22 protein-coding genes are annotated in these 24,092 nt (G+C 62.6%); 14 read left to right on the forward strand and 8 right to left on the reverse strand.

All coding sequences use genetic code 11. The features are described from left to right. Nucleotides 1–4: 4 nt before the first annotated feature. Together OES25_00120 and OES25_00125 are read right to left on the reverse strand one after the other, a co-directional pair. Nucleotides 5–286: an NAD(P) transhydrogenase subunit alpha gene (locus tag OES25_00120; GenBank protein ID MDH3626042.1), complete on the reverse strand. Its 282-nt coding sequence runs from the start codon at nt 284–286 to the stop codon at nt 5–7. Continuing rightward, complete coding sequence (locus OES25_00125) at nt 283–1,437, reverse strand: Re/Si-specific NAD(P)(+) transhydrogenase subunit alpha (protein ID MDH3626043.1); 1,155 nt, start codon at nt 1,435–1,437, stop codon at nt 283–285. The genes OES25_00120 and OES25_00125 overlap by 4 nt, the downstream gene beginning before the upstream one ends. Nucleotides 1,438–1,551: 114 nt before the next feature. Between OES25_00125 and OES25_00130 the strand changes: the two genes are divergently transcribed. Genes OES25_00130 through OES25_00150 form a run of 5 tightly spaced genes read left to right on the forward strand, consistent with a single transcriptional unit; the run spans nt 1,552 to nt 5,590 of the window. Continuing rightward, complete coding sequence (locus tag OES25_00130; protein MDH3626044.1) at nt 1,552–2,886, forward strand: FAD-binding oxidoreductase; 1,335 nt, start codon at nt 1,552–1,554, stop codon at nt 2,884–2,886. After that, nucleotides 2,883–3,617 (forward strand): SDR family NAD(P)-dependent oxidoreductase, encoded by a 735-nt coding sequence (locus tag OES25_00135; protein ID MDH3626045.1) that lies wholly within the window; start codon nt 2,883–2,885, stop codon nt 3,615–3,617. The genes OES25_00130 and OES25_00135 overlap by 4 nt, the downstream gene beginning before the upstream one ends. A gap of 9 nt (nt 3,618–3,626) precedes the next feature. Next, complete coding sequence (locus OES25_00140; GenBank protein ID MDH3626046.1) at nt 3,627–4,409, forward strand: TatD family hydrolase; 783 nt, start codon at nt 3,627–3,629, stop codon at nt 4,407–4,409. Nucleotides 4,410–4,434: 25 nt separating this feature from the next. Next, complete coding sequence (locus tag OES25_00145; GenBank protein ID MDH3626047.1) at nt 4,435–5,121, forward strand: PilZ domain-containing protein; 687 nt, start codon at nt 4,435–4,437, stop codon at nt 5,119–5,121. A gap of 13 nt (nt 5,122–5,134) precedes the next feature. Then, nucleotides 5,135–5,590, forward strand: coding sequence for a dihydrofolate reductase (locus tag OES25_00150; GenBank protein ID MDH3626048.1), 456 nt, complete (start codon nt 5,135–5,137; stop codon nt 5,588–5,590). Here the strand turns inward: OES25_00150 and arfB are convergent. Further along, nucleotides 5,580–6,020, reverse strand: coding sequence for an alternative ribosome rescue aminoacyl-tRNA hydrolase ArfB (arfB, locus tag OES25_00155; protein MDH3626049.1), 441 nt, complete (start codon nt 6,018–6,020; stop codon nt 5,580–5,582). The genes OES25_00150 and arfB overlap by 11 nt on opposite strands. A gap of 111 nt (nt 6,021–6,131) precedes the next feature. On the opposite strand from arfB, the gene OES25_00160 reads away from it, so the two are divergent. The 7 genes from OES25_00160 to OES25_00190 all read left to right on the forward strand — a co-directional run bounded on the left by OES25_00160 (nt 6,132) and on the right by OES25_00190 (nt 17,881). Beyond that, nucleotides 6,132–7,064 (forward strand): TIGR01777 family oxidoreductase, encoded by a 933-nt coding sequence (locus tag OES25_00160; GenBank protein ID MDH3626050.1) that lies wholly within the window; start codon nt 6,132–6,134, stop codon nt 7,062–7,064. Nucleotides 7,065–7,112: 48 nt separating this feature from the next. Beyond that, nucleotides 7,113–9,140, forward strand: coding sequence for a urocanate hydratase (locus OES25_00165; GenBank protein ID MDH3626051.1), 2,028 nt, complete (start codon nt 7,113–7,115; stop codon nt 9,138–9,140). An 82-nt stretch (nt 9,141–9,222) separates the two neighbouring features. Further along, nucleotides 9,223–9,813 carry a superoxide dismutase family protein gene (locus tag OES25_00170; GenBank protein ID MDH3626052.1) on the forward strand — a complete coding sequence of 197 codons (591 nt, stop codon included), beginning with the start codon at nt 9,223–9,225 and terminating at the stop codon, nt 9,811–9,813. 27 nt (nt 9,814–9,840) lie between these two features. Continuing rightward, nucleotides 9,841–11,202, forward strand: a complete 1,362-nt coding sequence (gdhA, locus tag OES25_00175) for an NADP-specific glutamate dehydrogenase (GenBank protein MDH3626053.1) — start codon at nt 9,841–9,843, stop codon at nt 11,200–11,202. Nucleotides 11,203–11,212: 10 nt separating this feature from the next. After that, complete coding sequence (locus OES25_00180) at nt 11,213–14,185, forward strand: response regulator (GenBank protein MDH3626054.1); 2,973 nt, start codon at nt 11,213–11,215, stop codon at nt 14,183–14,185. Further along, nucleotides 14,182–14,847: a ribose-5-phosphate isomerase RpiA gene (gene rpiA / locus OES25_00185; GenBank protein MDH3626055.1), complete on the forward strand. Its 666-nt coding sequence runs from the start codon at nt 14,182–14,184 to the stop codon at nt 14,845–14,847. The genes OES25_00180 and rpiA overlap by 4 nt, the downstream gene beginning before the upstream one ends. 133 nt (nt 14,848–14,980) lie before the next feature. Beyond that, nucleotides 14,981–17,881: a metallophosphoesterase gene (locus tag OES25_00190; protein ID MDH3626056.1), complete on the forward strand. Its 2,901-nt coding sequence runs from the start codon at nt 14,981–14,983 to the stop codon at nt 17,879–17,881. Here the strand turns inward: OES25_00190 and OES25_00195 are convergent. Then, entirely contained in the window at nt 17,878–18,780 is a 903-nt protein-coding gene (locus tag OES25_00195) for a DMT family transporter (protein ID MDH3626057.1), read from the reverse strand. The genes OES25_00190 and OES25_00195 overlap by 4 nt on opposite strands. Next, nucleotides 18,777–19,442 (reverse strand): HAD-IB family phosphatase, encoded by a 666-nt coding sequence (locus OES25_00200; protein MDH3626058.1) that lies wholly within the window; start codon nt 19,440–19,442, stop codon nt 18,777–18,779. Before OES25_00200 ends, OES25_00195 begins: the two co-directional genes overlap by 4 nt. Nucleotides 19,443–19,514: 72 nt before the next feature. On the opposite strand from OES25_00200, the gene mutM reads away from it, so the two are divergent. After that, nucleotides 19,515–20,318, forward strand: a complete 804-nt coding sequence (gene mutM / locus OES25_00205) for a bifunctional DNA-formamidopyrimidine glycosylase/DNA-(apurinic or apyrimidinic site) lyase (protein ID MDH3626059.1) — start codon at nt 19,515–19,517, stop codon at nt 20,316–20,318. A 16-nt stretch (nt 20,319–20,334) separates the two neighbouring features. On the opposite strand, the gene OES25_00210 is transcribed toward mutM, so the two are convergent. Continuing rightward, a complete protein-coding gene (locus tag OES25_00210; protein MDH3626060.1) occupies nt 20,335–21,483 on the reverse strand; it encodes a pyridoxal phosphate-dependent aminotransferase in 1,149 nt (382 codons plus the stop codon). Between the two features lie 146 nt (nt 21,484–21,629). Between OES25_00210 and OES25_00215 the strand changes: the two genes are divergently transcribed. Further along, nucleotides 21,630–22,754 (forward strand): hypothetical protein, encoded by a 1,125-nt coding sequence (locus OES25_00215; protein ID MDH3626061.1) that lies wholly within the window; start codon nt 21,630–21,632, stop codon nt 22,752–22,754. 3 nt (nt 22,755–22,757) lie between these two features. On the opposite strand, the gene sfsA is transcribed toward OES25_00215, so the two are convergent. Both sfsA and OES25_00225 read right to left on the reverse strand, forming a co-directional pair. Beyond that, on the reverse strand, nt 22,758–23,498 hold the full coding sequence (sfsA, locus tag OES25_00220) for a DNA/RNA nuclease SfsA (protein ID MDH3626062.1): 741 nt from the start codon (nt 23,496–23,498) through the stop codon (nt 22,758–22,760). Between the two features lie 10 nt (nt 23,499–23,508). After that, a complete protein-coding gene (locus OES25_00225) occupies nt 23,509–24,069 on the reverse strand; it encodes a hypothetical protein (GenBank protein ID MDH3626063.1) in 561 nt (186 codons plus the stop codon). Nucleotides 24,070–24,092 lie beyond the last annotated feature (23 nt).

Consider the following 24,092-nt stretch of genomic DNA (forward strand, 5'->3'; position numbering starts at 1 on the left):
GGGATCACCGTTTCCTGAACATCTCAAGCATGCGATGGGTGACGAGGAATCCCCCGACCGCATTGATCGTGGCCAGCATGACGGCCATGAACGCCAGGATCTTGGTCAGAAGTGTGTAGTCGGTGCCCGCCGCGATGACGGCACCCACGAGGGTAATGCCCGAGATGGCGTTGGATCCCGACATCAAGGGCGTGTGAAGCGTTGGCGGGACCTTGGTAATGATCTCGAAGCCCACGAACACCGCAAGCACGAAGATCGTCAGCGCGGCAATCAACATCTCCATCAGCCTTGGCCTCCGTATACCTCGAGAACCCGCTCGTTGGTGATCCGACCGCCATGCGTCACGACGGTGTCACGAGTGATCTCATCCTCGAAGTCGGGTCCGTCGTCCTTGAATACGTGTGTCAGCAACGTCGCCATGTTCTTCGCGTACATCTGGCTGGCGTGGAACGGAATCTCTGAGGGGATGTTGAGCGGACCGGCGATCGTGATGTTGTGACGCTCGACCGTCTGGCCGGGTTCCGTGAGTTCGCAGTTGCCGCCCCGCTCTGCCGCCAGGTCGACGATCACCCCGCCACGGTGCATGGCCTCGACCATCGGAGTGGTCACGAGGAGCGGCGCCTTCTTCCCGGGGACCGCTGCTGTCGTGATGACGACGTCTTGCTCGGCGATGACTCGGGTCATCAGCTCGCGTTGTTTGCGGTAGAACTCTTCGCCGAGGGCCTTTGCGTACCCGCCTGCATCCTGCGCGCCCTCGCTATCGAGATCCATCTCGACGAACTTCGCGCCGAGGCTCTCGACCTCTTCCTTCACCGCGGAGCGCACGTCGTAGGCGGAGACGACGGCGCCCATTCGTTTGGAGCTGGCGATCGCCTGTAGTCCGGCGACGCCCGCGCCGATCACGAGGACCTTCGCCGGACTGACCGTGCCCGCAGCCGTCATCAGCATCGGAAACATCTTTGGTAGGTGTTGGGCGGCGATGAGCACGGCCTTGTAACCGGCGATCGTCGCCATCGACGACAACACGTCCATGCTCTGGGCACGGGTGATGCGCGGGATCATCTCCATGGCAAACTGCGTGACGCCGCGTTCGGCGATCGCGTTCATCGAGTCGCGCTCCGTCAGCGGCTCGAACATCCCGAAGACGGCCTGGCCGGACCGGAGTAGCGGTAGATCGCTGCGACCGTTATCGGTATTGGCGCCGAGGGATCGAACCTGACAGAGGATCTCGCAGCGCGAGAAGACGGACTCGCGGTCATCGACCAGCGTGGCTCCGCGCTCCGCGTAGTTCGCGTCCTCGTAGCCCGACGCCTCGCCGGCGCCCCGCTGACAGTGGATCTCGAAACCGGCCTTCGAGAGAATCGGGATGATCGCGGGGACGATGGCGACACGTCGCTCCCCCGGGAAAGTCTCCTTAACAACGCCGACAGATTTCACGTGCGATCTCCCACTTACGCGCGGAATGGAATTCTACTCAAACGGGGCAGGATGTCACCCCCAATTGTGGACTCTTCTTCGCCTTGATTCACCGTATCGTCTATGCTTCGTTCGATGCGCGATATGAAGCGGCGTCTTTCGGGCTGGGGTCGATACCCGACGGTCGAGGCCGAAGAGCGATTCGCCCCACGATTGACCGATATCACCGACGGGGCGGTCCTTACCCGCGCCTATGGCCGGTCCTATGGCGATGCCTCGCTGCCGGCAGCGGGGGACGGACCCGTCGCCAACGCCCGGTCCTCGCATCGGGTTCTTGGGTTCGATGCAGCGACCGGTCTCCTCCACGCAGAGGCAGGATTCGGTCTGGAAGAGCTCAATCGTCGGTTCTGGGATGAAGGCTGGGCCGCTCCGGTCACTCCGGGAACGGCCCAGGTCTCGGTCGGTGGGATGATCGCGTCCGATGTTCACGGCAAGAACCACCATGTCGCGGGCACCCTCGGTCATTTTGTCGAGTCCATCGAGATTCAGACCGCAGATGGGCAGATTCACACGGTCGGCCAGGGGGATGCCGAGGGGTTGTTCGCCGCCACCGTCGGGGGGATGGGGCTGACGGGCCATATCCTCTCCGCCCGGCTTCGGCTGGAGTCGATCGCGAGTCCCTGGATCCATCAGCACATCCGTGTGTGTCGGGATCTGGATGGCCTTCTCGAGGGGCTGGCACAGGAGAGTCGGCGGTCCCCGATGACGGTCGCCTGGGCCGACGCGTTGGCGGGCGGTGGATCGATGGGTCGCGGCATCGTCATCGGTGGTCGCTGGGCGGAACGGGGGGAGGCGCCCGAACGTGCCCAGCCGCGTGCCACCGGTTTTCGACTGCCGTTCGACCTGCCGGGTCCGACCCTGGCCCGCTGGAACATCGGCCTCCTGAACCGGATCTACTTCGCCCGTAATCGTCGTCGCGAGGGCGACGGACTCGTCTCGGCCCGGGAGTTCTTCTATCCACTCGATGGCGTCCAGAACTGGAATCGCGCCTACGGGCGACGGGGATTTACCCAGTACCAGTGCGTGCTGCCCCGGGCGGAGGCGAGGCAATCGGTCGTTCGGATTTTCGACGAACTGCGTCGCCTGCGAATCGCGTCCTTCCTGACCGTGATCAAGGATTGCGGCGAATCCAGCATCGGCCTGTTGTCGTTTCCGATGCCGGGTATCAGCGTCGCGTTGGATCTCCCGATGATTCGGGGCGAGACTGCGGGCTGGGTCGCGGCGCTGGATCGCGTGGTCGTCGAGTGCGGCGGGCGAATCTATCTGGCCAAGGACGCCCTCACCGGGCGCGACGCGTTCGCCGCGATGGAAGGCGAGCGCATCCGACGGTTCGATGAGGCACGGAGGAGATTCGACCCCGATCGAAGGATCCGGAGCGCGTTATCGCGGCGCTTGCTGGAGGGACGATGAATATCCTGTTTCTTGGCGCGACCGGAGGCATGGGGCAGGTCCTGGCCCGTGCACTGGCGGCAGATGGGCATCGTCTGGTTCTGCTGGGTCGGGACGAGGAGAAACTCCACACGGTCAGAGCCGGACTCATCGAGGCACGCCCCGATTCCGTCGTTGAGACAACGACGTGCGACCTTGCGGATCCCGCCGGGATTCCAGAGGCCGTGGAGCGGGCGGCGGGCTGCGTTCCAACCGTCGATGCCGTCGTCGTGGCGGCGGGGAAATTCGCCGAACAGGGGCAGTTAGAGACCGACCGAGCGCCGCGGCTGCAGATGCTCGAGGTCAACTTCCGCTCTACCATCGAATTCTGCGAGTGTGTCCGACCCCACCTTCTCGAAGGCGGCGGCACCCTGTGTGTCTACACCTCGGTCGCCGCCGTCCGCGCCCGCGGATCGGTCGCACTCTACGGCGCGACGAAGGCCGGACTCGACTACTATCTCGACGGCATCGGCCAGCGTTACCAGGATCGGGGACTGCGGGTGGTCCGCGTCCGTCCGGGGTTCGTGAAGACGCCGATGACGGCGGGTCTCAAGCCACCCGCCATCGCCAACGAGCCGGAAGAGACGGTCGCGTCGGTCATGAGGGCGCTCCGGCATCCTCGACACATCGTCTATACACCACCGGTCTGGCGATACGTGATGACGGTCATCCGCCTCATGCCACGATGGTTGTTGCGTCGTAGCGGAATCTGAGGCCTCGCGTTGATCATCGACAGCCACTGCCATCTGACCCACAAGCGACTCATCGACGAGGTCGACGCCGTCGTGCAGCGCGCCGCGGAAGTTGACGTTCGAGCCATGGTGACGATCGGCACCGGAGTCGAGGATGGTCGCGCGACTCGAGACCTCGCTCATCGTTTTCCCGGCGTCGTCTTCGCGACGGTGGGCATCGACCCGTTCACGGCACACGCCGCTGGGGAGGCATTCGATGATCGTCTGGACGAGCTCGACGGCCTCTTGACCGAGGGCGGCTACTGCGCGTTGGGTGAGATCGGTCTGGACTACCACTACGACCTCGACTCGCGGGCGGTGCAGGCCCAGCGGTTCGAGGCGCAGCTCGAGATGGCAAGACGTCACGGGCTGCCGGTCGTGATTCATGTTCGTGAGGCCCACGAGGACATGGCCGCGATCCTGCGGAACCATCCGCAGGTGTGTGGCGTGATCCACAGCTTCACGGCGGGTCCTCTCGAGGCCGAGACCTACCTGGGCCTGGGCTGGTATCTGGCCTTCAACGGTGTGGTGACCTTCAAGAACGCGGACGACGTTCGCGAGGCGGCGCTCCAGGCGCCCTCGGACCGCCTGATCGTCGAAACGGACAGTCCCTATCTGGCGCCCATGCCAAGGCGTGGGAAGCGTTGTGAGCCCGGCTGGGTGCGCGACACCCTGGCGTTTGTCGCCACTCTCCGGGGGAGTTCCGTGGACGAATTGGCGCGAAGCACGTCCGTCGCGACCAATCGGCTATTCCAACTCGGCCTCTCGGCGTAAGCCCGGTTTCCGTTATGATGTACCCATGGAGTGGTGCAAGCTTTGTGGCGCGGCCCACGGTACCGAGGTCGTCTGTCCGGTCGGACTCGAACCGATCGAGATAGAGCGTCATACGTGGCGGGTCAATACCGATACGCCCGACGGAATCGTGGCCATCGGCGTTCTTCTGGCTCCTTGTGACGCCGGCTGGCGAGCGCGAATTCTGACGTACCCGAATGTCCTCTGGCTGGCACCGGAGGGAACGGTCTCGTTGAAGTTTCACGGCATGGATGCGAAGACCACCGAGCGGCAGGCGATCGATTTCGTTCGTCGCCACTGCCGAAGCAAGTTGTGGGAAATGCGTGACGAGGTGGCAGTCGTGCATGCCGAGCCGCTGCAAGCGGAGTCCGGGATCGAGACCGCGAGGGTCGGTGGAGTCCCCGCGCCACGACGCGTGCGGTTCCTTCCCGTGCGCTACGGCGTCGCCGCCATCAACGAGGCCGCGGGGACCGGCGACCTCTCCGAGACCGGCATCTTCGTGATCACCGATCGACCCGCCACGTGTGGGACTCGACTGAACCTGGCTCTCGATCTGGATGAGGGTTCCGTCGACCTGCAGGGCGTCGTTCGTTGGGGTCGTGCCCAGCATCGAGTCGGGCGCGCGCCCGGCATGGGGATCCAACTGGAAGATCCGCCCTCGGCTTATCTGACCTACGTCCGCCGTCTGGAATGAGGCGCCGGTACTCATGATCATGATCGCCGCCATGTCATCGGACCGGGTGATTGGTGCCGGGGACCGGATGCCATGGGCGGTCCCGGAGGAATACGCGCAGTTTCTCAGCCAGGTGCGGGACCAGTGCATTCTCATGGGACGTCGATCCTGGGAGATCTTCGGCGCCGACCTGGTACAGAGCGAGAATCTGGTGCTCACGCGATCGGACGCGGTCGAAGGAAAAGCCCGCCCTGTGCACTCACTGGACGAGGCCGTAACCTACGCCGAGTCCCGCAACCAACGGCTGTTCGTGGCCGGTGGGGCGTCGGTGTACCGGCTGGCACTGCCCCACGCGACGGCGATGCATCTATCCACGATCCATGGCGATTTCGAGGGGGACGCGGTGTTCCCGGCGTTCGGTCCGGAGGAGTGGACATTGCGGGTAGAGCGTAAGTATGAACGCTATACCTACCGCGAGTTCAGTCGTTGAGCCCGGGTTTGCGTCGTGTGCGCTTGACGTCCGATTTTCGTTTCTTCGCGGTGATGCGTCGTTCGCGTGCGGCACGTCCCGGTCGGGTCTTGACCCGTCGTTTGGGGGGGCGTAGCGCCGCGGCCAGCAGGTCGCTAAACCTCTCCAGCAGGATCGCCTGGTTGCGGCTCCGGCTGCGATGGGCCTGACAGTGAAGAATGAGGAGGCCGGCCCGGCTGATACGGGTCTCGAGCTCACGAAAAATTCGACGCTTCTGCGTCGGTGTCAGCGCCTGGGATGCCTCCACGTCGAAGCGAAGTGTCACCCGAGACTCCACCTTGTTGACGTGCTGACCTCCGGGGCCGGAACTCCGTGAGTACGAAAACTCCAGATCCTCCGGGTCGATGGTCACACCGTATCCCACATCGATCATCGAGACTCCAACATCCATCCGGCACAGGATAGAATCCACCGGACGCTACGATCATCCCGGTCTCCGGGTCGAATTGTCAAACGGAAGTGGTCATCATGAAGTTCGATTGGGAACCCGTCACGGAGGCCAGTGAGTAACGACGACCGACACCGTGTTGCCATAACGGGAGCTTCGGGCCTCGTCGGTCGCGCCCTCTGTCGGTCGCTCTCCACGACGGGGCATGACGTTGTTCGGCTCGTCCGACGTCAGCCGACGGCTGCTGACGAGGTGTTATGGAACCCGGCGACCGAGGAGATCGACGGCCGTGCTCTTGAGGGGATCGACGCGGTTGTGCATCTCGCCGGAGAGAGCGTCGCCGGGCGGCGTTGGACCGATCCGGTCAAGAAACGTATCCGCGACAGTCGCGTGCTGGGGACGCGTCTTCTCGTGCGGACGCTGGCGGGACTTGACCGGCCTCCGGCGGTCCTCGTGTCTGCATCCGCAACGGGATTCTATGGAGACCGCGGCGACGAGACCCTCGACGAGACGTCCGACCGCGGGGAGGGGTTCCTGGCCGACGTTTGCGGTCAGTGGGAGGCCGAGACCGACGTGCTGGCTCAACGGGGTGTTCGTGTCGTGATTCCACGACTCGGCGTTGTCCTCGCGGGCGGCGGCGGCGCGCTGACAAAGATGTTGTTGCCGTTTCGTCTCGGTCTGGGTGGGCGTCTGGGGAGCGGGCACCAATGGATGAGTTGGGTGGGGCTCGAAGACCTTGTTGGAATGCTTCAGATGGTCATCCGTGATTTGCGGATCGACGGTGTCTTCAATGCTGTGTCGCCGGAACCGTGCACCAACCGCGAATTCACCAGGACACTCGGGCGTGTATTGGGTCGTCCGACTCTCCTCCCGGTGCCTGCATTTCTCCTGCGCTGGGTGGCGGGAGAGATGGCCGACGAGTTGTTGCTGGCCGGGGCACGGGTCTATCCGAGACGCCTGATGGATCTCGGTTTCGAGTATCGGCAGTCGAATATCGAGGAGACGTTGCGCTCCGAGTTGGGACGCCGGAGGCCGGAAGTTTCTTAAGACCCGTGGTGCTACGATGAGACCGAGCGCGTTCATGCGGAGCCGTCCATGGGTCACGATCATTCGGCAGAGTCGTTTCGGAACTCGCTCTTCGCGGGGATACCGGAAGAGCTTCCGCCCCTCGTCCCGCAGGACTCGACCGTCGATCATGCTCCCGCACGGCGATCCGTCCTGGACCCCGCGCAGAAGCGGCAGGCCCTGCGCAACGCCCTGCGTTACTTTCCCGAGACGCAACACGCCGACCTGATCGACGAGTTTCGCGAAGAGCTGGAGACGGACGGTCGCATCTACATGCGGCGCCTGCGTCCGGCCGATCACGAGATGAAAGCGCGCTCGCTCGACGAGTATCCGGCGCGCTGCCGGCAGGCCGCCGCCATCATGCTCATGATCCACAACAATCTCGATGCGGCGGTCGCACAGTTTCCGCACGAACTCGTGACCTATGGTGGCAACGGCACCGTATTCCAGAATTGGGCTCAGTACCGACTGGCGATGAAATACCTCGCCGAGATGACGGACGAGCAGACTCTCGTGCTCTACTCCGGGCATCCCCTTGGGCTCTTTCCATCGCATCCGGACGCGCCGCGCGTCGTCGTCACCTGCGGCATGGTCGTGCCGAACTACAGCACGCCCGAGGACTACGAACGTCTCGCGGCTCTCGGGGTGACCTCCTACGGTCAGATGACGGCGGGGAGTTTCATGTACATCGGACCTCAGGGCATCGTCCATGGAACGACCATCACGTTGCTCAACGCGGGTCGGTGCTACCTCGATATCGATGACGCGGAAGGATTGGCAGGACGTGTGTATGTCACGTCCGGGCTCGGCGGAATGAGCGGCGCTCAGGCGAAGGCTGCCGTCATCGCGGGCGCCATCTGCGTGATCGCAGAGATCAACCCACGAGCCTTGTACAAACGGCACGAACAGGGCTGGCTGCAGGAGGTCGCGACCGACCTCGATGAGGTAGTTCGACGTATTGAAGCGGCCAGGTCCTCTCGCGAACCCCTCTCGCTCGGCTATCTGGGAAACGTCGTCGATCTCTGGGAGCACCTCGCGAAGAAGAACGTCCGCGTCGATCTCGGTTCGGATCAGACCTCCCTGCATAACCCCTATGGGGGCGGTTACTACCCGGTCGGGTTCAGTCTCGAGGCGTCGAACCGATTGATGCGGGATGACCCCGCGGCATTCCGAGAGCAGGTCCAGGAGTCCCTCAGGCGCCACGTTGCCGCTATCAACCGGATGGCCGATGCCGGCACCCGATTCTGGGACTACGGCAACGCCTTCCTCCTCGAGGCCCGAAGAGCAGGTGCCGATATCGACGCGGCGGACGGGCGTTTTCGCTATCCGTCCTACGTCGAAGACATCATGGGCCCCCTCTGTTTTGATTTCGGGTTCGGCCCGTTCCGTTGGGTCTGTACCAGCGGGGACGCCGAAGATCTGCGGACGACCGACCGTATCGCGGCCGACGTCCTGGAGGCGATGCATCGCGAGGCCCCTCCGGAGATTCGCGGGCAGCTCGCGGATAACCTCCGCTGGATCCGCGAGGCCGAGGGCCACCAGATGGTCGTGGGCTCCCAGGCGCGCATCCTCTACGCGGACGAGCCGGGTCGGAAGCGCCTGGCGTTGGCGTTCAACGACGCGGTTCGAGAGGGGAGACTCAAGGGTCCGGTCGTGCTGGGACGCGATCATCACGACGTTTCGGGAACCGATTCTCCCTACCGCGAAACCGCCAACATCGAAGATGGAAGTGCCTGGTGCGCGGATATGGCGGTGCAGAACGTGATCGGAGATGCCTTTCGCGGCGCGACGTGGGTCAGCCTCCACAACGGTGGCGGCGTCGGCTGGGGCGAGGCGATCAACGGCGGATTCGGCCTGCTGGCCGACGGGACGAGCGACGCCGACCGGCGGATGAAGAGCATGATGAGTTGGGACGTCTGTAACGGACTCGCGCGGCGTGCATGGGCGACCAACGCCAACGCGAACACGGCCATCCGTCGGGCCATGGAGACGGTTCCGGGGCTCAGCGTGACCTTGCCGACCACGGTCGATTCGTCATTGTTTGACGGCGAATCCTAGGCCGGAGACGGTGGAATTCGGGCATAATATCGATGTCGGTGCCAGCCGGCGCGATGAGACGAAATCCAACATGCGAGGAATCATGATGCAAATGCGGACTCTCTTCGTCATCCTCTCGTTCGCGATCGTTCTGATCGCCGCGGCAGGCTGCGACAAGGCTCACCAGGCGGCTGCCGAACATGCCGAAGCCGCCCACGACGCTCTCGAAGGCGTCCATGTTCCTGAAGGGGACCCGACCGTGTCCGCGACGGTCGACGCCAAGAGTGGAAGCACGCTGACCGGTTCTGCGGAGTTCTACGAGAACGACGGCATGATCATTCTGGTCCTCAAGGTGCAGAACGCCCCACCCGGAGTTCACGCCGTTCATCTTCACGATGTCGGCGACTGCAGTGCCGACGATGGCACGTCTGCCGGAGGGCACTGGAACCCCACCGCGGTCGACCACGGTGCGTGGGGCGGCGAGGCGTTTCATCTCGGCGATATCGGGAACTTCGAGGTCGATGAGACCGGCGCCGCGGAGCACACCTTCAATACCGATCTCTGGTCCATTGGTTCCGGCGATGCCAATGATATCGTCGGCAGGGCGATCATCATTCACGAGAAACAAGACGATCTGACGTCACAGCCGACTGGCGCCGCTGGGGGACGCATCGGCTGCGGGGTCGTTGGTTAAATTGATCCACCGAGGAGGATTGGAGCGATGAGCGAGTTGTTGAACGGACTCCTGCAAGATGTGAAGGCCAAGAATCCGGCAGAGCCGGAGTTTCACCAAGCAGTCCACGAGGTCGTCGAGTCTCTCGAGGTCGTGCTCGACCGTCATCCTGAATACCGGGCAGCACGCATCGCCGAGAGGATCATCGAGCCGGAACGGGTCATCATGTTTCGCATCCCGTGGATGAGCGACGCAGGCGAAGTGCAGGTCAATCGTGGCTTTCGCGTCGAGATGAACAGTTCCATCGGACCGTACAAGGGCGGGCTTCGTTTCCATCCGTCGGTCAACCTCGGGATCCTGAAGTTCCTCGCGTTCGAACAGGTATTCAAGAACGCCCTGACGACTCTCCCGATGGGTGGCGGCAAGGGCGGCTCCGACTTCGATCCCAAGGGCAAGAGCGACAACGAGGTGATGAGGTTCTGTCAGAGCTTCATGTCGGAGTTGTTCCGACACATCGGACCCAACACCGACGTCCCCGCCGGAGATATCGGCGTGGGGGGGCGAGAGATCGGCTTCCTGTTCGGCCAGTACAAACGACTCGCCAATGAGTTTACCGGAGTGCTTACTGGCAAGGGACTGGCGTGGGGTGGTTCACTGATTCGTCCCGAAGCGACGGGATACGGGACGGTCTACTTCGCCGCAGAGATGCTAGCGACGAAGAACCAGACTCTGGAAGGCAAGGTCTGCCTCGTCTCCGGCAGCGGCAACGTCGCGCAGTACACGACAGAGAAGCTACTCGACCTTGGCGCTCGGGTCGTGACGCTGTCCGACTCCAGTGGTGTGATCTACGACGAGTCTGGAATCGATCGAAAGAAACTGCAGTGGGTCATGGACCTCAAGAACAATCGACGCGGTCGGATCGCGGAGTACACCGATCAGTTCAAGGGGGCCGTCTACACCGAGACGGCGGCCGACGCGGCGTCCAACCCTCTGTGGAACCACAAGGCCGATTGCGCATTCCCGTCAGCGACGCAGAACGAGATCAACGACAAGGATGCCGCTCATCTGCTCGCCAACGGCGTCAACGTGGTCTCCGAGGGCGCCAACATGCCGACGTCGATCGACGGCATCAACCAATTCGTCGATGCCGGAATTCTCTACGGACCCGGAAAGGCAGCCAACGCCGGCGGCGTTGCCGTTTCCGGCCTCGAGATGGCGCAGAACAGCATGCGGCACGCATGGAGTCGCGAGGAAGTCGACGGAAAACTACACGGAATCATGCAGGCGATCCATGGGACCTGCGTCGAGGCCGCCGACAGGTTTGGAACCCCCGGGAACTACGTCAATGGTGCCAACATCGCGGGCTTCCTCAAGGTTGCCGATTCGATGATGGACCAGGGACTCGTTTGAGGAGTCTTATGTGACGGGTCGCGGGCCCGACGAGCAGCAGTTCAGGACACGGTCTCGCAACCGTTTCCACGATCTTATGCGCCACCGGGTCCGGCATATTCTGCTGGTTTCGAGTCTCTACGACTCGTTTACCCTGGCGGAGGATGGCCAGTTAAATCAGGCCCTTCTCCGCCAGTCTCTGCAACTCAATCTCAGTCATCATCCCGATGTCGTCCGGGTCTCCACCGGCGAGGAGGCGCTGCGTATCTGTCGCGAGCGTGCGGGCATCGATATGGTCGTCACCAGCCTCAACGTGGACGACATGGACGCATGCGAGTTGGCGACCCGTCTGCGCGAGTTGGGAATGCAGACGCCGGTCATTCTTCTGGCCTACAACAATCGACAGCTGACCGATTTTAGTGCCGGGAATGACATGTCGGTATTCGACAACGTCTTCCTGTGGCGAGGTGATGTCGACATCCTCCTGGCCATGGTTCAGCAGGTCGAGGACTTGCGGAACGTAGGCCATGACGCCGGCGTCGCCGGCGTCCCGGCCATTATTGTCGTCGAAGACAACGTACGTTTCTATTCGTCGTTTCTGCCGACGATCTACTCGGAAATCACCATTCACACCAAGCGGTTACTCGCCGAGGGCCTCAATCTCTCGGAGAAGATGCTTCGAATGCGTGCGCGTCCGAAGGTGCTCCTGGCGACGGATTACGAGACCGCCTGGGACTTCTTCGAGACCTACGAGGATCAGGTCATGGGGATCATCTCCGACGTCGAGTTTCCACGGGGGGGGGCTCAGACACGCGACGCCGGGTTGAGTTTCATCGCGGCGGCACGCAAGCAGAGGCCGGATCTGGCGGTCATCCTGCAATCCAGCATCCCGGAAAACGAAGAGTTGGCCCGGGCGCAGGACGCCGCCTTCCTCCTCAAGGGCTCGCCCACACTCCTGACGCAGTTGCGTCGGCTTCTGAAGAGGGAATTCGGATTCGGCGATTTCGTATTCCAGACCAGCGAGGGAGAGGAGATCGATCGGGCTGGAGATCTGAAGAGTCTCCTTGCAAAACTCCCTACCGTGCCGGCGGAGACTCTCGCCTTCCACGGCGAACGGGATCATTTCTCCATGTGGTTGAAGGCTCGGACGGAGTTCGAGCTGGCCGAGAAATTGAAGGCCCGCAGCATCGCCGACTTTCGGGATCTCGAGCATCTTCGCGAAGAGTTGATTCGTTCGGTTCAGGACTATCGCACCGAGCGTCGTCGCAGCGTCGTCGCGGATTTTAATCGGGAGGACTACGACGGGTCGTCGTGCCTCGTGCGAATCGGTAGTGGGTCGCTCGGAGGAAAGGCCCGTGGTCTGGCACTGGTCAATCGGGTCCTCAACGAGTATCGAGTTCAGCAGCAGTTCCCCACGATTCCCATCGAAGTGCCTCAGGCCGCGGTGCTCGCGACGGAGATCTTCGACGAGTTTCTGACGAGCAACGGGCTCGACGACTTCGCGCTGAGCTGCACCTCGGACGCCGAGCTGGAGCAACGGTTCCTCTTCGCCCCATTTCCCAAGAGTTGCAGCGGCGATCTGGAACGGTTCCTGGAGTTCGCGGACTATCCGTTGGCCGTTCGCTCTTCCGGACTTCTTGAGGACTCCCACAGCCAGGCCTTCGCCGGGGTCTATCAGACCTACATGCTGCCCAACAATGACCCGGACCCGGCGGTCCGTCTGCGGCAGTTGATTGCGGCGATCAAGCAGGTGTACGCCTCGACCTTTTCAAACCGCGCCAAGGGCTTCCTGGACATCACGCCGTACCGACTCGAGGAAGAGAAGATGGCGGTGCTCATCCAGCGGATCGTGGGGCGCCAGCACGGGGCGCGGTTCTACCCGGATTTTTCCGGAGTCGGTCGGTCGCATAACTTCTACCCGGTCGCCCCGGCAACCTCCGACGACGGCATCACCGCCGTGGCGCTGGGTCTCGGCATGGCCGTCGTGGATGGCGGCAATGCGCTTCGTTTCTGTCCGAAATACCCTCTGAATCAGCCCGGTTTCTCGTCGGTCGATGACGTGTTGAGAAACTCCCAGCGGCAGTTCTATGCGCTGGATCTGAAGTCGGGTCACGAGTCCGGTGGCGTGTCGGAGCTCGAGATCTCTCGCTACGACCTGGGAGTCGCCGAACGCGACGGTACACTCGCCGCGATCGGATCCACGTATTCTCCCGACAACGATTCCATTACCGACGGGACGTCACGACCCGGCGTTCGGGTCGTCAGTTTCGCGTCGGTTCTGAAACACGGTCTGTTTCCGCTGTCGGACATCATGTCCGGTCTTCTGGAGGTGGGTCGAGATTGTATGGCGGGGCCGGTAGAGATCGAATTCGCCGTCAACCTCGCGTCGCCCCAGCGCTCTGCCGAGTTCGGTTTCCTGCAGATGCGTCCCTTGCCGATCGCCGGTGGCGGCGGACACGTCGAGATTGGCGATGAACTGGCGTCGCGGATCCTCTGTCGTAGCGAGAGCATCCTCGGTCACGGCATCGTCGATGACCTGCACGATATTCTCGTCGTGGATTACCATCGTTTCGATCGGATGCGGAGCAGCGAGGCGGCGTCCGAAGTGGCGCGCTTCGACGCGGGACTTCAGCACGCCGGCACCGCATACCTCCTGATTGGTGTCGGTCGATGGGGATCGACCGACCCGTTCCTCGGGATCCCGGTGACCTGGAATCAGATTGCAGGGGCCCGCGTCATCGTCGAGGCGGGATTCAAGGACTTCAGGGTGACGCCGTCACAGGGGACCCATTTCTTCCAGAACCTGACTTCCTGCGAGGCCGGTTACTTCACGGTCAACCCGGAGGCCGGTGAGGGGGCCGTCGATTGGACCTGGTTGGCCGCGCAACCGGCGGCGGACGAGGGCGAGTTCGTTCGCCACCTGCATCTCTCGAAGCCGTTGACGATCAAGATGGATAGTAAAGGCATGCAGGGCGTCATCCTGAAGCCGCAAGAGGGAGAATGATGGGACGTCGGGATCAGGACGACAAGAAGCATGGCGTTGCGCGGGCGGCGCTCGAGCGGATACCCGCGGGGATCATTCTCGGCGTCGGTACCGGTTCGACGGTGGATCGCCTGATCGAACTCTTGCCCAGCTTGCCTCACCCGATCCAGGCGGCCGTTTCCAGCTCCGAGGCATCGACACGCCAGTTGCGGGAGTGCGGAATCGAGGTCGTCCCGCTGGCCGACCAGTCGTCCCTGCCGCTGTACATCGACGGAGCGGACGAGGTGGACGAACAACGACGACTCATCAAGGGTGGTGGCGGCGCCTTGACCCGGGAGAAGATCATCGCCGAGGTCTCGCAGACGTTTCTCTGCATCGTCGACGATACGAAGTGTGTGACCCGTCTGGGAACGTTTCCGTTGCCCATCGAGGTCATTCCGATGGCCGTTCGACTGGTGCAAGACCGCATCGCTCGGCTCGGTGGGCGATGTGAGCTTCGCGACGGATTCACGACGGACAATGGAAACGTCATTCTCGATGCGCAGGATCTCGACTTCGAAAATCCAGAGGCGCTGGAGAGGCAGTTGGACGGGATTCCCGGAGTCGTGACCCACGGCATCTTCGCGAGGCGTCGTGCCGATGAAGTGCTCGTGGGTGACGACGGCGGTGTCCGCCAACTCTGACGACCGATTGCCGACTCAACCGGCAAAAACGACGACAATCCCGAAAAACACAAGCGCGTCGGTGATCATTTCTCCCAGGAATTGGTTCTCCTCTGCCCGTCTACCCCGTATCCTCAATTGTACGGAGGAGACGATGAGGGCCGGGAGGCGACACGACCGATACCCGTGGGCCCTGGCCTGCCTGCTCGCTGCTGCGTTTCTCGGTGGCTCGTCAACCCTCGCCGTTGAGGTCACCCGTGGTCCCTACCTGCAAATGGGCGGCGATGATCGCATCACGATCCGCTGGCGAACCGATATCGCCACCGGTAGTCGAGTCGACTACGGAACTCCAGCCAACGGGTTGAACCTAACAATGCAGTCGTTGGTAATGACGACCGATCATGTCGTCGAGCTCGTCGGACTGGAACATAGCCAGCGATATGACTATGCCGTCGGGTCTCCTGCAGAGATCTTGGCCGGTGACGACGGCAACCACTATTTCATAACGTCACCGTTGCCGGGGCAGTCGCGCCGGACACGCATGTGGATCCTTGGAGATTCCGGTGAGGGTTCGACCGAGGCTGCGGAGGTCCGTGATGCGTATTACGCCTACACCGGAACCACCCACACCGACCTGTGGCTGATGTTGGGCGATAACGCGTATCCGAACGGTACCGATCAGGAATACCAGGACAAACTATTCGACTGGTTCCCGCAGATGCTCCGCAAGTCTGTCCTCTGGCCGACGCTGGGCAATCACGATGCGGCCAGCGCCGATTCGCCGACGGAGTCCGGGGTCTACTACGACGTCTTCACGTTGCCACGGATGGCGGAGGTCGGTGGTCTGGCATCCGGTACCGAGGCGTACTACTCGTTTGACTTCGGATCGATTCACTTCATCGTGCTGGATTCGCAGGATACTTATCGGAAAGATGATGGAGGCATGATGGGCTGGCTGGAGGCCGATCTGGCGGCTACCGCCCAGGACTGGATCGTCGCGTTCTGGCATCACCCTCCCTACAGTCGCGGGAGTCACAATTCGGATGTCCTCCTCAACATGATCGACATGCGTCAGTTCGCCGTCCCGATCCTGGACGACTACGGTGTCGACCTGACGTTCACCGGCCACAGTCACAGCTACGAGCGGAGCTATCCGACGGACGGACACTACGGAGACTCCGAGACGTTCAATGAGATGACGATGCGCCTGGATGGTGGAGACGGCGATGTGAACGGAACCGGTGCCTATACGAAGCCGATGATCGGGCCGAACCCCCATAGCGGCATCGTTCATACCGTCGCGGGTAGTTCCAGCAAACTGAGTGGAGGGGACCTGGATCATCCCGTCATGTTGCGTGGAATGAACGAGTTTGGCTCCGTCGTCATCGATATCGACGGTCCGCGCATGGACGCGGTCTTTCTCTCGAAGGATGGCGTCAAGCTCGACGAGTTCACGATCGTGAAGGGGCCGGTTCCCGCATCGCCGGTCGCGGCGTTTTCGGCGCACCCCGTGGTGGGGCAGTTCCCACTCTCGGTTACGTTCTCGGACGCAACACAGAACGAACCCACAAGCTGGGAGTGGGACGGCGACGGCGACGCGATCGTCGACAGCATCCAGCCGAGCCCGACGATGGTCTTCGATCAGCCCGGGATTTTCGACGTTAGCCTGACCGCATCGAACGTGTCCGGCAGCGATCAACTCACCGAGACGCAGTACATCTGCGTGGTCAGCGGCATCCCGCAGCCCATCGAGAATCTGCGGTTCACAACCGAAACGGCGATGACCTGGGACCCGCTTCCCGATTCAATGAACTACCAACTTGTCCGTGGAGAGCTCGGCGCGTTGAAGATGAGCGACGGCAACTTCGCGGCCGCCGGAGTTTCCTGTTCCGCGGAGGAGCTTCCCGGCCCCTCGACCGATGCCCTCGGGCAGCCTCCCTCCGGAGCCGCCTGGTTCTATCTGGTCCGGGCCAAGAACTGCGCACTTCAGCAGGGAAGTTGGGATAGCCCCGGGGCACCGCCGCAGGGGACCCGGGACCCGGACTTCGAGGTCGCCGCCGGTGTTTGCGGATGTAGCCTGGCCATGGATGACGACGGCGACGCGATCTGTGATGGGGAAGACGCCTGCCCGTTCGATGCGGCAAACGATGGAGGCGATTTCGATTCGATCTGTGGAGACGTGGACAACTGCCCGACGACCGTGAACCCATTGCAGGCCAATACCGACGGCGATGCGACCGGCGACCTCTGTGACCCGTGTCCCTTCGACGCGCTCGACGATGATGACGGAGACGGTCTCTGCGCCGATGTGGACAACTGCCCCACGACATCCAACAGCCCACAGGTGAACCAGGATGGCGATCTTCTTGGCGACGCCTGCGACGCCTGTCCGCTGGATCCATTCAACGACGCCGATAGTGACGCCGTCTGCGGCGATATGGACAACTGCCCCGTCGATACCAATGGCGGGCAGGAGAACACGGACGGGGATGCGTTCGGAAACGTCTGCGACCCGTGTCCCGTCAACATCGAGAACGACGCAGACGGCGACACCGTTTGTGAGGATACGGATAACTGTCTTGTCACGAACAATCCAGCTCAGAGGGACGACGATCTGGACGGCATCGGCAATGTCTGCGATATCTGCTTCGCGGATTCAGACACGCAGCAACTCGACGCTGACTCGGATGGCGTCGGCGACGAGTGTGATTGCTTCCCAAATCGAGATGATCGGGCGAATCCCGTCGCGGTCGTGTTGAACGCCGAGCGACTGGGCACTCACGACGTGCGGCTCGTGTGGGGTGTCGCTCCGGCGGCGGATCGATGGACCGTCAGTCGCAACACCACCGGGATTGCGTTCTCGGACTACGGGGCCTGTTTCGAGGCCAATCTGGCGGTGCCGCAGGCGGACGACACCGAACTACCGCCAAGCGGAGATGTCTTCTTCTATCAGGTGCGTTCGTGGAACGACGTGTGCGGGGAGGGCTCTCTCGGGTTCACGTCTCAGGAACTCCCTCGGAAGAATCTGAACGCTCAGGCCTGTACCGCGCCCTAAGCGCCGCTGACGACCGCCACTCCGGCGATGGCCAGAAGCGTGCCGGCCAGGGCACGCGGCGTGATCGCCTGGCCAACCACGAAACGATCGAAGATCAGGCTGAACACCGGCCCCGTGGAGAGAAGAACCGAGCTTACGGCCGCCGGCGACCACGCGATTCCGGCCATCATCAAGAACAGGGCGATGTAAGTCCCAAAGAGCGTTCCGGGCGCGACTCGTGCAAGGGAGTTGCGATCGCCGATCAGGCCTCGAAGCCGCGAGAGTCCACCCGCCGCCGAACCAAGCAACAGCAAACCAATCGCCGCGGAGCCCAGGCGCAAGAAACTGGCCGGCAAGATCGCGACGTCTTCCATGCCCTGTTTTGCCAACACGAGCCCGACGGCCTGCCCGAGAGCAGCGAGAACCGCGAAGAGGATTCCCAGCAATTTCCAATCGCCTCCCGATCCCGACCTGCGAGAGGGGGCGACAACCATGCCGACCCCGGACAGGATCACCAGGCCGCCGACGGCGATCCTGGGCGTCAGTTGTTCGTCCAGGACCAACGCAGCCGTGATGGCAGCGAACACCGGTGAGAGCGTTTGCAGCAGGAGTGTCCGATGAACCCCGAGACGTGCGATCGCCGCGAAAAGAGAGGTGTCGCCGAGTGTCAGACCAATGATCCCCGAAATGCCGATCAGGACGACACTCCGGATCGGTGCCTCGAACAAGGCATGGAACTGTCCGAGCAGCAGGACCGTCACGCCCTGAAGAACCGCCGCGATCGAACACTTCATCAGGTTGACGGAGCGTGCCCCATGCAACTCGATCGGGCCCCTGAAGAGGTAGACCGACATCGCCCAGAGTCCGGCCGTGGTCAGGCAGGCGGTGGGGCCCAGATAGGGTGCGACGTCGGGACTCAAGACGACCCGGTCAGGTGGGGCAATAGATCGCGAGCGTCCTCGGAGCGAACCTCGACGTCGGCGATCTCAACGAGTTCGTCGGACGCGGGATTGAACGCAACGGTGAATCCCGCCTCGCGGGCAATCCATACGTCGTTCGAACTGTCGCCGACGAAAGCGGTCCGGGCCAGGGGCACCCCGTGACGCATCGCCAGTGCGCGTAGGAGTTTCGCTTTTCCGTCCATGTCGAAGGGTGTCGCACGCCAGTGACCGATCGTGCCGTCGTCGTTGAACCCGATGTGATTGGCGTAGACCTCGTCGAAAGGATGATCGGGAAACAGGGTCTCTAACATCAGATCCAGGGTTCCGGTAACCGCAAAGAGAAGGCAGCCATCGGCTTTCAGCTTCTGTAGCGTCTCGGTCGCACCGTCGATGAGCCGGAGAGGACTCAGGGCGCCGACGATCGTCTCGCGTGTCGCGCCCGCGTCTCGCCAGCCTTCGATGTCCAGTGCAACCCACTCGGCGTAAGACAGTTCACCGCGCTTGTAGCGCGCGTAGCGCTCGCGATTGACTTCCGGTACACCGGTGAAGTGATCGTTGAGTACTTCCCACACCGTAAACCCGTTGGGTCCGTGTACAAGTGTTCCGTCAATATCGAAAGCGATCAGTTCGAATCGCGACATGGAATCCCCGGATGAGTCTTGAGAAGATCGCGGGCAGTATACGAGGACCGGCCGGTGCTAGCATGAGCGGCGATGCCGGAACTTCCCGAGGTCGAGACTGTCGCACGTCAGCTGAGCGCCCGCGTCGAGGGACGTGTGATTCGGCGGTTGACGATTCTTGACGACCTGCTCCGGCGAGAAACGCCCCCGCCGCTGGCGGGCGCGGTGATTTCCAGTGTATTTCGGGCCGGAAAGCAGGTCATCTTCGAGCTGACACACGACCGACGACCGCAGTGGTGGCTGGCGGTGCATCTTCGGATGACCGGGCGGCTCCTGGTCCACGAGAATCCCCGTGTGTCGATACCTCACCTGCGAGCCCGCTTTCGATTGGATCAAGGCTCACTTCTATTTGTTGACACGCGACGCTTCGGTACCTTCGGCTGGCGGGAGCGTCATGAAGATATCCTTCCCAACGCGGTAGAACCCCTCTCTCGCCGCCTGACGCCGCGACGGTTCCGTCAACTGATCGGGAACAGTCGTTCACCCATCAAGACCTGGCTGCTGCGGCAGGACCGCCTCGTGGGTCTCGGGAACATCTACGCCTCGGAGATTCTTCACGAGGCTCACATCGCGCCCCAGCGTCATGCGTGCGATCTCGACGACGAAGAGATCGCAAACCTGACCCGCGCGACAAAGAAGATTCTCCGTCGTGCGATTCGAAATTGTGGGACGACCTTTTCAGACTTTCAAGATGCGGACGGCGTCGAGGGCTCGTATCAGAACTACCTCTTCGTGTATGGGCGGGACGGAGAAGGTTGTCGACGTTGCGACGGAACCATCGAACGTGAGGTTCAGCAGCAGCGAAGCACCTTCTACTGCCGTCGGTGTCAGCACTAATTCGGGAATCGATTCGTCAGCGACCGAGACGCCGGGCGAGAAGGCGGACGCCACGACCGACAACCTCGGGCCGGGCCGCCGTGAAGCAGATCCTGATGTGGGTCGGATGGGGGCCGAAGCTCGGTCCCGGCGCAAGAAACAGACCCTCGTCGGCGCAGTCCTCGAGGAACCCGATCAGGCCGCGCTCATCGAGTTGGTCGGCGACGTCCATGAAGAGAAAGGTGCTCCCCTGGGGAGCGGCCAGCCCCAGCTGGTCGGCGGCATCTTTCCCGGCCTGACGGTAGCGGGGGCGAACATCGGCAAGCCAGTCGTCGCCCCGCCCGTCGAGAACCTGGACGGCGGCGATCTGACTGGCGGTCGGCGTGCTGTAGAACGCGTGGGTGCTGACCTTGCAGAGATCGGCCATCCGCTCGGACGGACCGACCACGTAGCCACACCGGTTGCCGGCCATGCCAAAGGCCTTCGAGAACGAATGAACGGAGAACGTGCGTTCCGGCGAGAACGGGCGGGCGGGTGCATGTTCGCCCTCATACACGTAGTCCTCGTAGACCTCGTCGGAGAAGACCCACAGGTCGTGCTCCGCTGCCCAATCCACGATTGCCTCGATCCAGGCGGCCGGGATGACCCGTCCGCTGGGGTTGTTGGGAGTGCTCAGATAGATCGCAGAGCAGGCGTCGGTCCGGGCGGCATCCAGCCGACCTCTGATCTCCTCGGCCTCGCCGTCGGTCAGTAGGTCGACGGGCACGGGCCGGGCCCCGTAGCAACGGAGGATACCGACGATCAGCGGCCAGTAGGGGGTGAGGACCAGGACGTCGTCGCCGGGCTGAAGGAGCGCGCCGGCCACGGCGCCCAGGCCGCCGGTCGCGCCGGCGCTGATCAGGAGGTTCTCGGGGGTGACCGCCAGGCCGCTGCGCCGCGCCGTCCGCTCGGCGACGGCCTCCAGAAGGTCACGCCGTCCCTGGGGTGGCGCGTAGCGATGCATCCCGGGGTAGCGGTCAACCGTCAGATCCTCCATCCGACACCCGATCGCCGGTTCCAGCCATGTGTCACCGACATGGAGCGGGTAGACCTCGCCCGAAAAGCCGGCAAGTTTGTGGGCCAACGCGGAATAGACGTTGCCCGCGATGTGCCCGACCGCGTGTGATGTGAATGGGAATTTCGGCATCGGAATTACGAATCTGCAAGTGCCAGATTGTAAACCATTTTGATCCACGACGGAATTGCCTGGCCCCGATCTCGAACCTATATTCGCGATGCGAGGGCGGAAACCAAACCAGAAGTAATGTGATGATTAACAGTATTCAATTACGGATGCCAGGGCTATTGGCCTGTCTGGCTCTTCTCTGCCTGGCGGCAATTCCGTCGCTGGCGATGTCGCCGATCGACGACGAACTGATCCGCAGCTACGTCTCGGCGGATGGCGAGACGTCCGAGGACGCGATCGACGCACGCTTGACGGCGGTCCGTCAGACGGTCGAATCGATCGTGCGCTCGCGGGACGACGCACCGGGGTATCGCCGGGCCCGCAGTATTCACAACCGGATCCAACATCGGGTCTTCCGCCACTACAACGAGGAGGCGGACAGCCTTGAAGGACTCGTCGAATACGGGATGTACAACTGCGTCTCTTCCACCCTGTTCTACGGTCTCGTCTATCGTCAGATGGGCTACCGACCGGAAATTCTCGCGTTTCCCGGGCATCTCATGGTCCGCATCCACATCGGAGACCGGGCTGTAGATATCGAGACCACCTCAAGGGACGGTTTCGATGTCGGCTGGTTCGCCGAGCGCTGGGGAAGAAAACTCAACCGTCAGCAAGTCGACCCGCTTCGGGCGCGCCGACGAGACCCGATCGCACGTCTCCAGCAGACGGAGGGGATGTACTGGCAGGTTCCGCTCGAGGCGGCGGCGGGTCTCGCCCGTCTGAACGTCGCATGGGATGCCATCGATCGAGGCGATCTGGAACGGGCCACGGCGGGTGCTGCCGACGCCGCAAGCTTCATGAGCGACATCGTGCGGCAGACCGAGGGCGTACAACGATTGTTCGAGCGAGCGCATCGCATCGCATTCGAACGAGGCGACTTCGATCTGGCCTACCGGATCGGAATTCGTGAGTGGGAGACGTTCGGGTCCAGGACATCCACCGTCGATCGACTTCTGGTCGCCGGCGTCAAGAGAATCGAGGATCACTGTAACCGAGACAAGCCACGCGAGGCGATGCATATCCTTCAGGAGTTGATGGCCTTGCCGTCGATCGAGGAGTCCGTCGATCGACTCGGGCGTCAGGTGTTGCCCTTGATAGTGGCGAGCGCCGCGCGAAACGGTGAATGGTCCGTCGCGGATCGCGGCGTCCGTCTCTATTCCGACGCGGAATTGGATCCGGTCGAATCTCGCCGTCTAAGTGACTGGCTGGAGATGCGTCGCGACCATCGCTGATATCTACTCTGTCGTCGTCCTCGTGACGACCGGGATTCGGCGTCGCCAGCGCACGCTCCCATCGGAGCGAGGTTCAAGCAGGCAGGCATCGACATGGGTGCCGACCTTCGCGACTGCATCCAGGGCCTCGGCAAATGCCGGATCGATGTCGGCGGCGGCGGAGACTCTCCGTGCGTCCTTGCGCTGAACCACGAACAACAACGCCGTTCGTTCTCCGCTCCGCGCGAGGTCGGCCAGCGCGCGCAGGTGGCGGACGCCGCGTAGTGTCGGTGCATCGGGGAAGAGGCCCTCTCCGTCCTCGACCCAGCTCACCGACTTGACCTCGACCCAGCACGGGCCCTCCGCGTCCGTGACGAGAAAGTCGAACCGATGATTCCCGTGCGGGACCTCGCGTCGAAAGGTTAGCGGGGCTTTCAGCCAGGGCAGCTGGTGCGCCTCGAGAAGAACGGCGGCGTGACGATTAGCGCGTGCCGCTTCGACGGACACCCAGCAGTCAGCGCGCGGGGCATGGACCAGGCAGCAGGTAAACGCGGTCTTGCGTTTGCTCTCGGGGGCGGCAGGTCGGAGTCGAAGCCGTCCTCCCGGGTTCAGCAACCCGGTGAGGCGTCCGGAATCAGCCAGATGGGTCGCCACGACCGTCCCATCGTCGAGACGGGCATGAACCGTGAACCGCTTCTCTCGATCGACGAATGTCGCGTCGATAAGATCCGGTTCACTGGGGGAGATGATCGTCCCGAGTTCCATCCACTACGACCTAATTCGTCAGATAGGCGAACAGGTCGACCGTGACGGCCTTGTTGGTCGTGTTGTAAACGTACGCGCGGTAGGCCTGAAACCCGACCGTGTAGCGCGGCTGATCGGAAGCGAAGAAAGACGAGCTCGGTGTCACCTTGTTCGCCGTGGCACGCAGGGAGAAATGGAGCAGACCCTGTTCGTTGAAGGCCTGTCGGATGCGAGGTTGTTCCGGAAGGAGAACGACGCCCACCTCACCGGTCTGCTGAACCTGTCCCTTGACCTCGCCGTGCAGACTGAGAACCAGATAGGGAAACCCCTCGGTCTTGATGATTCCGGCATCCACCAGACGAGTCGTCTCATCGAGTCGCACCGGCGGGACGAGAACGTCCTGGATCGAGGTCAGTTCGGCCATATCGATGACGCCAGTGACCTCGACATCGCCGACGATCCGCTGGATAGCCGGGAAATTTCGGACGACGACCTCGTCGAACTCCTGGGCGATCGTGGTTGGCCCGACCAGGAAAACGACGCCCGTGACGGCGATTACCACGGCAGAGACGATCCCCAATGTCTTTTTCATAGCTCCCCCTCGAGCTAGGTACG

The organism is Acidobacteriota bacterium, assembly GCA_029861955.1.
Classification (GTDB): domain Bacteria; phylum Acidobacteriota; class Polarisedimenticolia; order Polarisedimenticolales; family Polarisedimenticolaceae; genus JAOTYK01.

What these genes read in the sequence shown, in the direction of transcription:
- OES25_00210 (MDH3626060.1), bottom strand. Translation starts at nt 21,483, where the DNA reads ATGCCGAAATTCCCATTCACATCACACGCGGTCGGGCACATCGCGGGC.
- OES25_00200 (MDH3626058.1), bottom strand. Translation starts at nt 19,442, where the DNA reads ATGTCGCGATTCGAACTGATCGCTTTCGATATTGACGGAACACTTGTA.
- OES25_00145 (MDH3626047.1), top strand. Translation starts at nt 4,435, where the DNA reads ATGGAGTGGTGCAAGCTTTGTGGCGCGGCCCACGGTACCGAGGTCGTC.
- mutM (MDH3626059.1), top strand. Translation starts at nt 19,515, where the DNA reads ATGCCGGAACTTCCCGAGGTCGAGACTGTCGCACGTCAGCTGAGCGCC.
- rpiA (MDH3626055.1), top strand. Translation starts at nt 14,182, where the DNA reads ATGATGGGACGTCGGGATCAGGACGACAAGAAGCATGGCGTTGCGCGG.
- OES25_00225 (MDH3626063.1), bottom strand. Translation starts at nt 24,069, where the DNA reads ATGAAAAAGACATTGGGGATCGTCTCTGCCGTGGTAATCGCCGTCACG.
- OES25_00135 (MDH3626045.1), top strand. Translation starts at nt 2,883, where the DNA reads ATGAATATCCTGTTTCTTGGCGCGACCGGAGGCATGGGGCAGGTCCTG.
- OES25_00130 (MDH3626044.1), top strand. Translation starts at nt 1,552, where the DNA reads ATGCGCGATATGAAGCGGCGTCTTTCGGGCTGGGGTCGATACCCGACG.
- sfsA (MDH3626062.1), bottom strand. Translation starts at nt 23,498, where the DNA reads ATGGAACTCGGGACGATCATCTCCCCCAGTGAACCGGATCTTATCGAC.
- OES25_00150 (MDH3626048.1), top strand. Translation starts at nt 5,135, where the DNA reads ATGATCATGATCGCCGCCATGTCATCGGACCGGGTGATTGGTGCCGGG.
- gdhA (MDH3626053.1), top strand. Translation starts at nt 9,841, where the DNA reads ATGAGCGAGTTGTTGAACGGACTCCTGCAAGATGTGAAGGCCAAGAAT.
- OES25_00215 (MDH3626061.1), top strand. Translation starts at nt 21,630, where the DNA reads ATGCCAGGGCTATTGGCCTGTCTGGCTCTTCTCTGCCTGGCGGCAATT.
- OES25_00170 (MDH3626052.1), top strand. Translation starts at nt 9,223, where the DNA reads ATGATGCAAATGCGGACTCTCTTCGTCATCCTCTCGTTCGCGATCGTT.
- arfB (MDH3626049.1), bottom strand. Translation starts at nt 6,020, where the DNA reads ATGGATGTTGGAGTCTCGATGATCGATGTGGGATACGGTGTGACCATC.
- OES25_00190 (MDH3626056.1), top strand. Translation starts at nt 14,981, where the DNA reads ATGAGGGCCGGGAGGCGACACGACCGATACCCGTGGGCCCTGGCCTGC.
- OES25_00165 (MDH3626051.1), top strand. Translation starts at nt 7,113, where the DNA reads ATGGGTCACGATCATTCGGCAGAGTCGTTTCGGAACTCGCTCTTCGCG.